11 protein-coding genes and 1 pseudogene are annotated in these 12,740 nt (G+C 71.7%); 6 read left to right on the top strand and 6 right to left on the bottom strand.

Annotation, left to right across the window (positions count from 1 at the left end; all coding sequences use genetic code 11):
* Window positions 1-48 precede the first annotated feature (48 nt).
* Window positions 49-444, bottom strand: a pseudogene (locus ACPOLA_RS01515) (EamA family transporter); the annotation flags it as partial.
* Here ACPOLA_RS01515 and ACPOLA_RS01520 point away from each other — a divergent pair.
* On the top strand, window positions 443-1,861 hold the full coding sequence (locus tag ACPOLA_RS01520) for an aminotransferase-like domain-containing protein (RefSeq protein WP_435768589.1): 1,419 nt from the start codon (window positions 443-445) through the stop codon (window positions 1,859-1,861). The pseudogene ACPOLA_RS01515 and the gene ACPOLA_RS01520 overlap by 2 nt on opposite strands.
* On the opposite strand, the gene map is transcribed toward ACPOLA_RS01520, so the two are convergent.
* The 4 genes from map to ACPOLA_RS01540 form a co-directional block, all read right to left on the bottom strand.
* Window positions 1,845-2,612: a type I methionyl aminopeptidase gene (gene map, locus ACPOLA_RS01525; RefSeq protein ID WP_435768590.1), complete on the bottom strand. Its 768-nt coding sequence runs from the start codon at window positions 2,610-2,612 to the stop codon at window positions 1,845-1,847. The two genes, ACPOLA_RS01520 and map, sit on opposite strands and share 17 nt — an antisense overlap.
* Before the next feature lie 67 nt (window positions 2,613-2,679).
* Window positions 2,680-3,840 (bottom strand): thiolase family protein, encoded by a 1,161-nt coding sequence (locus ACPOLA_RS01530; protein WP_435768591.1) that lies wholly within the window; start codon window positions 3,838-3,840, stop codon window positions 2,680-2,682.
* Window positions 3,840-4,919: a thiolase family protein gene (locus tag ACPOLA_RS01535; RefSeq protein WP_435768592.1), complete on the bottom strand. Its 1,080-nt coding sequence runs from the start codon at window positions 4,917-4,919 to the stop codon at window positions 3,840-3,842. The genes ACPOLA_RS01530 and ACPOLA_RS01535 overlap by 1 nt, the downstream gene beginning before the upstream one ends.
* A 59-nt stretch (window positions 4,920-4,978) precedes the next feature.
* Complete coding sequence (locus ACPOLA_RS01540; protein WP_435768593.1) at window positions 4,979-5,944, bottom strand: Zn-ribbon domain-containing OB-fold protein; 966 nt, start codon at window positions 5,942-5,944, stop codon at window positions 4,979-4,981.
* A 68-nt stretch (window positions 5,945-6,012) separates the two neighbouring features.
* Between ACPOLA_RS01540 and ACPOLA_RS01545 the strand changes: the two genes are divergently transcribed.
* Genes ACPOLA_RS01545 through fadD8 form a run of 3 tightly spaced genes read left to right on the top strand, consistent with a single transcriptional unit; the run spans window position 6,013 to window position 9,109 of the window.
* Window positions 6,013-7,056, top strand: a complete 1,044-nt coding sequence (locus ACPOLA_RS01545) for an LLM class F420-dependent oxidoreductase (RefSeq protein WP_435768594.1) — start codon at window positions 6,013-6,015, stop codon at window positions 7,054-7,056.
* Window positions 7,057-7,083: 27 nt separating this feature from the next.
* Window positions 7,084-7,485, top strand: a complete 402-nt coding sequence (locus tag ACPOLA_RS01550) for a hypothetical protein (RefSeq protein WP_435768595.1) — start codon at window positions 7,084-7,086, stop codon at window positions 7,483-7,485.
* 22 nt (window positions 7,486-7,507) lie between these two features.
* Window positions 7,508-9,109: a fatty-acid--CoA ligase FadD8 gene (gene fadD8 / locus ACPOLA_RS01555; RefSeq protein ID WP_435768596.1), complete on the top strand. Its 1,602-nt coding sequence runs from the start codon at window positions 7,508-7,510 to the stop codon at window positions 9,107-9,109.
* Between the two features lie 6 nt (window positions 9,110-9,115).
* On the opposite strand, the gene ACPOLA_RS01560 is transcribed toward fadD8, so the two are convergent.
* Window positions 9,116-9,949: a crotonase/enoyl-CoA hydratase family protein gene (locus tag ACPOLA_RS01560; RefSeq protein WP_435768597.1), complete on the bottom strand. Its 834-nt coding sequence runs from the start codon at window positions 9,947-9,949 to the stop codon at window positions 9,116-9,118.
* A 47-nt stretch (window positions 9,950-9,996) separates the two neighbouring features.
* Here ACPOLA_RS01560 and ACPOLA_RS01565 point away from each other — a divergent pair, with 47 nt between their 5' ends.
* Together ACPOLA_RS01565 and ACPOLA_RS01570 are read left to right on the top strand one after the other, a co-directional pair.
* A complete protein-coding gene (locus tag ACPOLA_RS01565; RefSeq protein ID WP_435768598.1) occupies window positions 9,997-11,631 on the top strand; it encodes an acyl-CoA synthetase in 1,635 nt (544 codons plus the stop codon).
* Window positions 11,631-12,734 carry an NAD(P)H-dependent flavin oxidoreductase gene (locus tag ACPOLA_RS01570; RefSeq protein ID WP_435768599.1) on the top strand — a complete coding sequence of 368 codons (1,104 nt, stop codon included), beginning with the start codon at window positions 11,631-11,633 and terminating at the stop codon, window positions 12,732-12,734. The genes ACPOLA_RS01565 and ACPOLA_RS01570 overlap by 1 nt, the downstream gene beginning before the upstream one ends.
* Window positions 12,735-12,740: the final 6 nt, after the last annotated feature.

The following is a 12,740-nucleotide window of genomic DNA, read 5'->3' on the forward strand; positions in this document are numbered from 1 at the left end:
GGCGGCGCCGCCCGCGGCCGCTGCGGCCCAGAAGGCCGCGGGTGGTCGCTCACGGGTGCGGAGGACCGCGACGGCCGCCGTCGCCGCGGGCAGCAGTGCGATCACGACCGCGCCGTGGCTCGCGGGCACGGTGGTCATCGCGAAGGAGGTCAGCAGCGGGAAGCCGACCACGATCCCCGCGCCGACGACGAGCAGGCGCGCCCACTGGCGACCCGTCGGTGGCCGCTGGCGGGTGAGGAGCAGGCAGAGGGCGGCGAGCGCGGCCGCCAGGACCGCGCGTCCGCTGCCGATGAAGAGAGGCGGTAGCCCGCCCACGGCGACCCGGGTGAACGGCACCGTGAACGAGAAGGCGGCGACCCCGAGGAGTCCCCAGCCCGGGCCGACGACGCGATGCCGCAGTAGCGGCGAGACGAGCGGGCGAGTAGCGCTACTGTTGGCCGACATGTCCGACGATAGCAGCGACCGGATCCTTCGAGACCTGCGCACGTGGGTCGCGGCCGCGCCGCCCGGTGCCCGGCTGCCGTCGAGCCGCCAGCTGGTGAGGGAGCACCGGGCGAGTCCGGTCACCGTGCAGCGGGCCTTGCGCAGGCTCGCCGGGCTGGGCCTGGTCGAGAGCCGGCCCGGTGTCGGTACGTTCGTGCGCGCCGTACGGACGCCCCGGGCCGCCGACTACGGCTGGCAGACGGCGGCCCTGCGGTCGCGACCACACCCGCGCGCGAGCGTGCCGGCGCCGCTGCGGGACGCGCCCAACGACGTGATGTCGCTCCACTCGGGCTATCCCGACCGCGCGCTGCTGCCCGAGCGGCTGGTCCGGGCGGCGCTCTCCCGAGCGGCGCGCAGCGATGCGGCGGTCGGTCGCCCGCCTGCGGCCGGACTGCCCGCCCTGCAGGCCTGGTTCTCCCAGCAGCTGGCCGAGCTGGCGCCGGGCGACGTGGTGCCGCCCGCGGCCAGCGACGTCCTCGTCGTGCCCGGTAGCCAGAGCGGCCTCAGCTCGATCTTCCGCTCGATGGTGGCGGCCGGGCGACCGGTCCTGGTGGAGTCCCCGACCTACTGGGGAGCGATCGCGGCCGCTCGGCACGCCGGCGTGGGGCTGGTGCCGGTCACCTCGGGACCGGCCGGGCCGGATCCCGGTGAGCTGGCGGACGCCTTCGCCGAGACCGGTGCGCGGGTCTTCTACGCTCAGCCGCACTTCGCCAACCCGACCGGTGCCGTCTGGCCCGCGGAGGTCGCGGCGGCGGTCCTGGACGTGGTGCGTGCCCACGGTGCGTTCCTCGTGGAGGACGACTGGGCCCACGACTTCGCGATCACCGGCGCCCCCACGCCGCTCGCGGCACGGGACGACGGCGGGCACGTGCTCTACCTCCGGTCCCTGACCAAGAGCGTCTCGCCGGCCTTGAGGGTGGCCGGGCTCGTGGCGCGCGGACCAGCCCGGGAGCGCCTGCTGGCCGACCGGGGCGCCGAGTCGATGTACGTCAGCGGCCTGCTCCAGGCGGCCGCCCTCGACGTCGTCACGCAGCCGGCCTGGGCCACCCACCTGCGCGGCGTGCGCCGTCAGCTCGGCGAGCGGCGGGACCTCCTGCTGGACGCCCTGCGCGAGCACGTGCCGGACGCCGTCGTGGAGCACGTGCCGGCCGGAGGCCTCAACCTGTGGCTGCGCCTGCCCGACGGCACCGACGTCGACCTGCTGGTGCGGGAGGCGGAGCAGGAGCGGCTGCTGGTCGCGGCGGGACGGGAGTGGTTCCCGGCGGAGCCGGCGGCGTCGTACGTCCGGCTCAGCTATGCGGGCCCGAACCCGGCGGCCTTCCCCGCGGCGGCGGCGGCGCTCGGCCGCGCCCTGGCGCGGGTCAGTCTCGTGCGGTGAGCACGATCGGGTCGCCGTCGGTGATCGCGACGGTGTGCTCGGCGTGCGCGCCGCGGGAGCCGTCGGCGGACCGGATCGTCCAGCCGTCGGGGTCGAACACGATCTCGTCGGTGGTGTGCAGGAACCACGGCTCGATCGCGATCACCAGGCCAGGCCGCAGCTTCAGGCCCCGGCCGGGTCGGCCGTCGTTGGGGACGTGCGGCTCGCCGTGCATGGTGCGGCCGACGCCGTGGCCGCCGAACTGCAGGTTGACCTTGAGGTTCTCGGCGTGGGCGACCGACCCGATGGCGAAGGAGATGTCGCCGAGCCGGTTGCCCGCCCGGGCGGCGTCGATGCCCGCAGCGAGCGCCCGCTGCGCGACCTCGATGAGCCACTGGTCTTTCGGGTCGGGCGTGCCGACGATGACCGACAAGGCGGAGTCTGCGACCCACCCGTCGACGGCTGCGGCGAAGTCGACCGAGAGCAGGTCGCCGTCCTGGAGCACGTAGTCGTGGGGCAGCCCGTGCAGCACCGCGTCGTTGACCGAGGTGCACAGCACCTTGCCGAACGGCGACGCGCCGAACGAGGGGTGGTAGTCGATGTAGCAGGACTCCGCACCCGCGTCCTTGATCATCCGGTGCGCGAGCTCGTCGAGCTCGAGCAGGTTCACCCCGACGTCCGCCTTCTCGGCGAGGGCCTTGATCACCGAGGCGACGAAGCGCCCGGCAGGACGCATCTGCTCGATCTGGGTCGGGGTGCGCAGCTCGATCACGGGGCAAGCGTACGGCGCCGCCACCGACCCGCGTGAGTCGGCGACGGCGCCGTCGGCCTCGGTGCGATCAGTTGGCGGGCTTGTCGGCCCCGACCACCCACATCGCGAAGAACTGCGAGCCCCCGCCGTAGGCGTGGCCGAGCGCGCGACGGGCGCCGTCGACCTGGTGCTCGCCCGCGGCGCCGCGCACCTGCAGCGCCGCCTCGCCGAAGCGGAGCATGCCGGACGCCCCGATCGGGTTGGAGGAGAGCACCCCACCCGAGCAGTTGACCGGGAGCCGACCGTCCATCGCGGTCTCGCCGGCCTCGGTGAGCTTCCAGCCCTCGCCCTCGGCGGCGAAGCCGAGGTTCTCCAGCCACATCGGCTCGAACCACGAGAACGGCACGTAGATCTCGGCGGCGTCGATCTCGTCGATCGGGTTGGTGATGCCGGCCTGCTTCCACAGCGCCGCGGCCGCCTCGCGGCCCGCCTGCGGGTTGACCTGGTCGCGCTCGGCCGCGGTGGTCGGCTCCGACCGCATCACGGTGCCGTGGATCCAGGCGGGGTTGGCCGAGGACTTCGCGACGTCCTCGTCCACGATCACCAGGGCGCAGGCCCCGTCGGAGGACGGGCAGGTCTCCTCGTAGCGGATCGGGTCCCACAGCATCTGGGAGGCGAGCACCATGTCGACGGTGCGCTCCTCCCGCAGGTGCGCGTAGGGGTTCTTGAGCGCGTTGGTCCGGTCCTTGGCCGCGACGATCGCCCCGACGTGGGTGGGGGCGCCCGAACGGCGGATGTAGGAGCGCACGTGCGGCGCGAAGTAGCCGCCCGCGCCCGCGTGCACCGGCATCACGAACGGGAGCGGGATGGACAGCGCCCACATCGCGTTGGACTCCGACTGCTTCTCGAAGGCGACGGTGAGCACCTTCTTGTGCACGCCCGCCTGCACGAGGGACGACGCCACGATGGCCGTGGAGCCGCCCACCGACCCGGCGGTGTGCACGCGCAGCAGCGGCTTGCCCGCCGCGCCGAGCGCCTCGGCGAGGTACAGCTCGGGCATCATCACGCCCTCGAACAGGTCGGGTGCCTTGCCGACGACGATGGCGTCGATCTCGTCCAGCGTCATGCCGGCGTCCTCGAGCGCCCGGTCCATCGCCTCGCGGCACAGCCCCGCCATGGAGACGTCCTCGCGCTTGGCGCGGTGGTGGGTCTGGCCCACGCCGACTACAGCGGCCGGCATCTTGCCCATCAGTTCTGCCCCTTCGATCCAGCGCCGGCTTCCGCCGACATCACGCACACCAGGTTCTGCTGGAGCGCCGGGCCGCTGGTCGCGTGCCCGAGCGCCTTGTCGGCCGTGCCGTCCCAGATCCGGCGCGCGGCCTCTCCGATCCGGATGGCGCCGCCGGTGAACATCGGGTTGCCCGCGAGGGGGCCGCCCGAGGGGTTGATCCGGACGTCGGCATCGAGCCCGAGCTCGGCGCAGAGGATCAGCTCCTGGTGGCTGAACGGCGCGTGCAGCTCGGCGAGCTCGACGCCGTCGAGGCCGCCCACGGCCGCGGCGGCCCGGGCAGCGGACTCCGCGCGGGTGAGGTCGCGGGTGCCGAAGTGCAGGCCGTCGGTGTAGTGCGCCACGCCGGTGATCCAGGCCGGCCGCTCCCGGACCTCGCGGGCCCGGTCTCCGGCGGCCAGCACGATCGCGGCCGCGCCGTCGGTGACCGGCGCGGCGTCGTGCTTGCGGAGCGGGTCGGCGAAGAGCGGCTTCGCGAGCAGGTCCTCGATCGTGGAGCCGCCCGCGCGGACGGCGTACTCGTTCTTCTCGGCGTCGGTGAGCGACCGGTTCACCACCTCCGCCATCGCCGTCTCGTCCCACATCCCGGCGTCGATGCCGAGCCGGGCCTGCAGCGCGGCGATCGACACGGTGTCGGGCCAGAGCGGGGTGAGGGTGTAGGGGTCGAGCTGGAGCGCCAGGGTGCGGCGCAGCACGCCCGCGGAGGCCTTGCCGAACCCGAAGACCAGGGCGGTGTCGACCTCCCCGGTCTGGATCTTGAGCCACGCCTCGTAGAGCGCCCAGGCGGCGTCCATCTCGACGTGGGACTCGTTCACGGGCGGCAGCACGCCGATCGCGTCGATCGCGCTCACGAACGAGAAGGACCGCCCGGCCAGGTAGTCCGAGGAGCCGGAGCACCAGAAGCCGATGTCCTTCTTGGTCCAGCCGGTCTGCTCGTAGCACTCGGCCAGGAGGGGGACCAGGAGCTCGGCGCACTGGGGCGACCCGTCGTAGTCCTGCATCTGCCGCTGGGCGAACCCGACGACGGCTACATCACGCATGTTGTGTCCTTTGGTGGGGCCTGAGGTGGGGCCTGGGTGAGAGCTGGGTGGGCGCCTGGTCAGAGGTGGTGCTTGTAGGTCTCGTAGTCGGCGTCGGGCTCGCCCGTCGGCGTGAAGTGGCTGATGTTCTCGATCGAGGTCGTCCACTCCTCGCGGGGCTTCCAGACCGCCTTGACCCGCAGCCCCATCCGGACCTCCTCGGCGGGGATGTCGAGGATCAGGTGCTGGAGGGCGATGTCGGCGCCGTCGAGCAGGATGTAGGCGGAGACGTACGGCGGCGTGATCTTCTGGCCGAGGAACGGGACGTTGACGACGCAGAAGGTCGTCACGGTCCCGGTGTCGGCCAGCTCGATCTCCTCGACGGTCGGGACCCCGTCGACCGGACATGCGGGGCGCGGCGGCACGTAGACCTTCTGGCAGGCGGGGCAGCGCTGGCCGAGGATGCGGCCCTCGGCGAGGCCGCGGAAGAACGACGACTCCTCCGGGGAGGCGGCGTAGGTGTAGTCCAGGCTGACCGGCGTCACGATGCCGCGCACCTCGTCACCGGCCGAGCCGGCCGCGGCGGAGGTCGCCCCGCCTCCGGGCACGCCCTCGGCGTCCGGCACGAACACGACGTCGGTGATCTGGCCGTCCCGCGCCTCGGCCCACCGGGCCCGCACCCTCATGCCGGTGCTGATGTCCTCGGGGCTCGCCACGTCGACGGCGTGCAGAAGCGGGGCGTCGGCGCCGTCGAGGGTCACCAGGGCGAACGCGAACGGGCGGTCGAAGGGCTGGCCGGCGACCGGCTCGCTGACCCAGGTCCAGGACGTGACCGTGCCGGTGTCCGCCAGGTCGACGAAGTCGGTGACCGCGTCGTGGCTGACCGGGTCGAACTCCGGAGGGGGTACGACGACCCGGCCGTCGGCGAGCCGGCCGCCGACGAAGCGGCCGTCGCGGAGGCCGGTCAGGAAGCGGCCCAGCACCGGGCCGACGGATCTGGTGTAGTCGAAGGACACCGTCACAGGTGCCGACAGGGTGCGGCTCATGACAGAAAGTGAAACACGTTCTAGTCTGAGGCATCAAGCACCGGTCCGACACGACGAGGAGCCACCGCGTGAAACTGGGTCTGCAGCTGGGCTACTGGGGCGCACAGCCCCCGCAGGGAGTGGGCGAGCTCGTCGCCGCGGCCGAGGAGGCCGGGTTCGACGCGGTGTTCACGGCGGAGGCCTGGGGCAGCGACGCGTTCACGCCGCTGGCCTGGTGGGGCCGGGAGACGTCGCGGGTCCGGCTGGGCACCTCCATCGTGCAGATGTCTGGACGCACGCCGACCTCGATCGCCATGCACGCGCTGACCCTCGACCACCTCACCGGCGGCCGGGTGGTCCTCGGCATGGGCGTCAGTGGCCCGCAGGTCGTGGAGGGGTGGTACGGCCAGCCCTTCTCCCGGCCGCTGGCCCGCACCCGCGAGGTCGTCGAGATCATCCGCAAGGTGCTGGCCCGCGAGGCGCCGGTGACCAACGACGGTCCCCACCACCCGCTGCCGTACTCGGGGCCCGGCGCCGTCGGGCTCGGCAAGCCCCTGAAGCCGATCGTGCACCCGCTCCGCGCCGACCTGCCGATCTGGCTGGGCGCGGAGGGGCCGAAGAACGTCGCGCAGACCGCCGAGATCGCCGACGGCTGGATCCCCATCTTCTACACGCCGAAGAGCGCCGGCATGTACCAGCCGTGGCTCGACGAGGGCTTCGCTCGGCCCGGTGCCCGTCGCTCCCGCGGCGACTTCGAGATCGCCGCGACCTGTCATCTGCAGGTGGTGGCGGACGCGGCCGAGAAGCAGCGGGTGATCGATGCGATGAAGCCGTTCGTGTCGCTCTACATGGGCGGCATGGGGGCCAAGGAGCAGAACTTCCACAAGCAGGTGTTCGAGCGGATGGGGTACGGCGAGCTGGCCGGCGAGGTGCAGGAGCTCTACCTGTCGGGTGAGAAGGACAAGGCGACCGCCCTGATCCCCGACGAGCTCGTCGACGACATGCACATCATCGGCACCGACAGCGAGGTCAAGGAACGGGTCGCGCAGTGGGAGGAGACCGGCGTGACCACGCTGCTCCTCAGCTGCCGCAGCGCCGAAGAGATCAGGCAGGTCGCCGAGCTGCTCGCCTGACGGAGGACGGCGGACTACCGTGCGGGGATGATCCGCTCACCGCACGAGAACGTGGCGACGGTCCTGGTGGACCCGAGCGCGCTCCCGGACGTCGAGCTCGAGCTCATGGAGCTCGACCTGCGGGTGTGGCCGATCGCGACGGCGCCGATCTGCGTCGACGGCCCGCGGACCGCGTTCCAGGTCCGACGCACGATGCTCCTGGCGCGCCGCGGCGCCTGGGACTGTGCCGCGACCTGGACTCCGGTGTGGATCAGCTTCGGCGAGAGCTGGTACGACGGCGCGGAGCCGCTCCCGTGGGAGGCGCACCGCACCCTGTGGCGGGTGCTCGAGGCCCACGCCGGGTGCGTGCGCTACCAGCGCCGCCTCGGCGGCGTCCGTCCGCTGGCGGTGCCGGTCGACCGGGCCGACGGAGCCTTGCCCGCAGACTAGAACAGGTTCTAATCTGCCCGGCATGGACGACACCATGCGGATCCCTGCCCACAACGGCCACCTGATGGTCGCGGCGCTCCGACGGCACGCCGACCGCCCGATCGTGCACCTGGGCGACGTCACGCTGACCGGCCGGCAGACGGCCGACCGGATCTCGCAGTACATCCAGGCCTTCGAGTCCCTCGGCGCCGGGCGGGGGACGCCCGGCGCGCTGCTCGCCCTCAACCGGCCGGAGGTGCTGTTCATCCTCGGCGCCGGCCAGACCCAGGGCTTCCAGCGCACATCGCTGCACCCACTCGGGTCCGCCGACGACCACGCCTACGTCATCAACGACGCGGGCATCACCACCCTGGTGATCGACCCCTACTTCGCGGGCCGGGCGGTCGAGCTCCTCGACAAGTGCCCGGACCTGAAGCAGGTGCTCACCATCGGACCGGTCCCGCCCGAGCTCGCCGACGTCGGCACCGACCTCACCGAGGTCGCCGCCCGGTTCGACCCGGAGCCGCTGCAGGCGGCCCTGCTGGAGCCCGACCACATCACGTCCATCACCTACACCGGCGGCACGACCGGCAAGCCCAAGGGCGTCATCGGGACCGTCCGTGCCTTCTCGACCATGGCGCAGGTGCAGATGGCGGAGTGGGAGTGGCCGGAGGAGCCGCGGTTCCTCATGTGCACGCCGTTGTCCCACGCCGGCGCCGCGTTCTTCGTGCCGGTGGTCCTCAAGGGCGGCACCCTCTTCGTCTCCGCGCGGTTCGACCCCGCGGAGGTGCTGCAGACGATCGAGGAGAAGCGGATCAACTCGCTGATGGTCGTCCCGACGATGCTCTACGCGCTGATGGACCACCCCGACTCGCGCACCCGCGACCTGTCGTCCCTCGAGACCGTCTACTACGGCGCCTCGGCGATCAACCCGGTGCGGCTCAAGGAGGCGATCGAGCGGTTCGGCCCGATCTTCGCCCAGTACTACGGGCAGTCCGAGGCGCCCATGGTGATCAGCTACTTCCCCAAGGGTGAGCACGTCGACGCGGACGGCAAGCCGATCGAGTCGCGGCTCACCTCCTGCGGGCGGCCCTCGGCCTACCTGCGCACCGCCCTCTTGGGCGAGGACGGCACCCCGGTGCCGCAGGGCGAGCCGGGGGAGATCTGCGTCGCCGGCCCGCTGCTGGCCGGCGGCTACTGGAAGCTGCCGGACGCCACGGCGGAGACCTTCCGGGACGGCTGGATGCACACCGGTGACGTGGCACGCGAGGACGAGGACGGCTTCTGGTACATCGTCGACCGCACGAAGGACATGATCGTCACCGGCGGCTTCAACGTGTTCCCCCGGGAGGTCGAGGACGTCGTCGCGGAGCACCCGTCGGTCGCGCAGGTGGGTGTGATCGGCACGCCGCACGAGAAGTTCGGCGAGGCGGTCACGGCCGTCGTCGTACTCCGCGAGGGGGAGCAGCTGACCGACGAGATGGTCGCGGAGATCCAGGCCTCGGTGAAGGAGAGGAAGGGGTCCGTGCACGTCCCGAAGCAGGTGCTGGCGGTCGACGCGCTCCCGCTGACGCCGCTCGGCAAGCCGGACAAGAAGGCGCTGCGCGCCCGCTTCTGGGAGGGCGAGGGGCGCAGCGTCGGGTAGTGCGGGCTACCGCCCCTGGAACTGCGGCTTCCGCTTCTCCAGGAAGGCGCGCGGTCCCTCCTTGGCGTCGTCGGACGAGAAGACGGCGGCGCCGACCCTGGCGTCGTCCTTCCAGCAGTCGTCCTCGTGCTTGCCCTCGGAGTCGCGCATCGTCTTGAGGATCGCCTGCACGGCGAGCGGACCGTTCGCGGCGATCATGTCGGCGAGGTCGTGGGCCTTCGCGAGCGCCTCGCCGTCCGGGACGACGTGGCCGATCAGGCCGAGCTCCTTCGCCTCGGGCGCGAGGAGCGTCCGGCCGGTCAGCAGCAGTTCGGCGGCGACCGTGTAGGGGATCTGGCGGGGGAGCCGCACGGCCGAGCCGCCCATCGGGTAGAGGCTCCACCTCGCCTCCGCGACGCCGAACTTCGCCGACTCGCCCGCGACCCGGATGTCGGTGCCCTGGAGGATCTCGGTGCCGCCGGCGATGGCCGGACCCTCCACGGCGGCGATGAGCGGCTTCGTCAGCCGGAAGCCCTTGAGCAGCCCCTTGATCACCGACGGGTCGAAGGCGCCGGACTCGAAGGACTCCGAGGGCGGCTTCTCGTTCGCAGTCTTCAGGTCCATGCCCGCGCAGAAGTAGCCGCCCGCACCGGTGAGGATGCAGACCCGGATCTCGGGGTCGTCGTTCACCCGGTCCCAGGCGTCCTCCATGATCCGGAGCATCTCGCTGGAGAGTGCGTTGCGGCGCTCTGGCCGGTTCATCGTGACGACGAGCTTGTGCCCGTCCTGCTCGACGAGGCAGTCAGGCTGCTTCTCCGCGGTGCCGCTCGGCTCGGTCGTCTCGACATCTGCGCTGGTCATGCGAACCACGCTAGCGAAAAAGTGAAACGTGTTCTAGTCTCCCGGTCGTGGCCCTGAACATCGCCGATCTCTTCGAACATGCCGTCGACGCCGTGCCGGAGAAGCCCGCCGTGCAGGTGGGCGAGCGCACGATCACCTACGCCGAGCTGGAGCGCGAGGCCAACAAGCTGGCCCATTTCCTGCAGGCGCGGGGGATCGGGGCCGGCGACCACGTCGGGCTCTACGCCAAGAACAGCATCGAGCACGTGATCGCCCTGATCGCGATCCTCAAGGTGCGTGCCGTCGCGATCAACGTCAACTACCGGTACGTCACCGGCGAGCTCGAGTACCTCTTCGACAACGCCGACCTGGCCGGCCTCGTCCACGACCGCGTCTACGCACCGCTGGTCGCCGAGGTGGCACCGAAGTTCGACCGACTGCAGACCCTCGTGGCGCTGCCCGACCCGCTCGAACCGGACGACGCGTCCGACCTCAGCGCCTTCGGGGGCGTCACGCTCGAGGAGGCCGTGTCCGGCCAGAGCGACGCGCGCGACTTCGGCGAGCGCAGCCCCGACGACCTGCACATCATCTACACCGGCGGGACGACCGGCTTCCCGAAGGGCGTGATGTGGCGCCACGAGGACTTCTGGCGCGTGCTCGGCGGCGGCGTCGACTTCATGACCGGCGAGCTTCGTGAGGAGCTCGACCAGTCCCGGCAGGCCGCCGAAGGCGGTGGCCTGGTCACGCTGCCGCTCAGCCCGCTCATGCACGGTGGCGCCCAGGCCAGCCTGCTGATGCACCTCTTCGCCGGCCAGCTGACCATCCTGGAGCCGAAGTTCGACCCGGTGCGCACCTGGGAGATCGTCGACGCCAACAAGGTGCAGATGATGTTCATGACCGGTGACGCCATGGCCCGCCCGCTCATCGAGGCCTACGAGGAGGGCGGCTTCGACGGCCAGAGCCTGTTCGCGATCGCCAGCAGCGCCGCGATCTTCTCCAAGGCGGTGAAGGAGCGGTGGATGAAGCACTTCCCCAACGCCGTCTTCACCGACTCGATCGGCTCGTCGGAGACCGGCTTCCAGGGCACCGGTCTGCAGGACGCCAGCGCGCTGTCGGCCGACGGCCCCGTCGTGTCCATCGGGCACGCGACGGTCGTGATCGACGACGACAACCGCGTTCTCGACCCCGCGAAGGACGTCGGGAAGGTCGGCCGCACCGCCAAGGCGGGCTTCGTCCCGGTCGGCTACTACAAGGACCCCGAGAAGTCCGCGAAGACCTTCGTCGAGATCGACGGCGTGCGCTACTCGATCCCCGGCGACTACGCCCGGATCGAGGAGGGCAACCGGATCACGCTCCTCGGCCGCGGCTCCAACTGCATCAACACCGGCGGGGAGAAGGTCTACCCCGAGGAGGTCGAGCAGGCGATCAAGTACCACCCCGCCGTGTACGACGTGCTGGTGGTCGGGCTGCCCGACGAGAAGTACGGGCAGACGGTCGCCGCCGTCGTACAGCCTCGGGAGGGGGAGACCGTCGAGCTCGAGGAGCTGCGGACGTTCCTCCGCACCCATCTGTCCGGCTACAAGCTGCCCCGCGCGCTGACGCTGATCGACGAGATCCCTCGCAACGCCACCGGCAAGGCGCAGTACCCCAGGGCCAAGGAGCTGGCCCTGGCTTCCCACATCACCGTAGGAGCGAACGCCTGATGCGTACCCCTCTCTGCGATGCCTTCGGCATCGACTACCCGATCTTCGCCTTCACCCCGTCCGAGCACGTCGCGGCCGCGGTGTCGCGCGCCGGCGGCCTCGGCGTCCTGGGCTGCGTCCGGTTCAACGACGCCGACGAGCTCGACAAGACGCTGGACTGGCTCGACGACAACACCGACGGCAAGCCGTACGGCGTCGACGTGGTGATGCCGATGAAGATCCCCACCGAGGGCACCAGCGTCGACCTCAAGGCGATGATCCCCGAGGAGCACATGAGCTTCGTCGAGCGGACCCTCCAGCAGCTCGGCATCCCGCCGCTGCCGGAGGACGGCCGCGACGGCGTGCTCGGCTGGCTCCACTCCGTCGCGCGGTCGCACGTCGACGTGGCGCTGCAGCACCGCCCGGTGCTGATCGCCAACGCGCTCGGCTCCCCGCCGGTCGACGTCATCGAGAAGGCCCACGAGCACGGCGTGAAGGTGGCCGCGCTCGCCGGCGCCGCGAAGCACGCGCTGTCCCACGTGGGCAACGGCGTGGACATCATCGTCGCGCAGGGCTACGAGGCCGGCGGGCACACCGGCGAGGTCGCGAGCATGGTGCTCACCCCGGACATCGTCGACGCGGTCGGCCCGGACGTCCCGGTGCTGGGCGCGGGCGGCATCGGCTCCGGCCGGCAGATCGCCGCGTCGCTCGCCCTGGGGTCGCAGGGCGTGTGGACGGGGTCGATCTGGCTCGGCACCGAGGAGTACCAGCAGCTGAACTCCCACGCCGGCTGGGTGCCTGCGTTCACTAAGGCGACCTCGTCGGACACGGTCCGCACCCGGATCTACACCGGGAAGCCGGCGCGCCTGCTGAAGTCGAAGTGGACCGAGTCGTGGAACGAGGAGGGCGCGCCGCAGCCGCTCCCGATGCCGCTGCAGAACCTGCTCGTGGCGGAGGCGCACAACCGGATCAACGCCGCGGGCGACCCGGAGGTCGTGTCCATGCCGGTGGGCCAGATCGTCGGCCGGATGAACGAGGTGCGCCCGGTGGCCGAGGTGATGGCCGACCTGGTCGCGGAGTTCGAGGCGACGGCGAAGAAGATCGGCGGGATCGCCGGCATCTGACCCGAT

Origin of the sequence: Nocardioides proteolyticus (genome assembly GCF_051280635.3) — a bacterium.
Taxonomy (GTDB): domain Bacteria; phylum Actinomycetota; class Actinomycetes; order Propionibacteriales; family Nocardioidaceae; genus Nocardioides.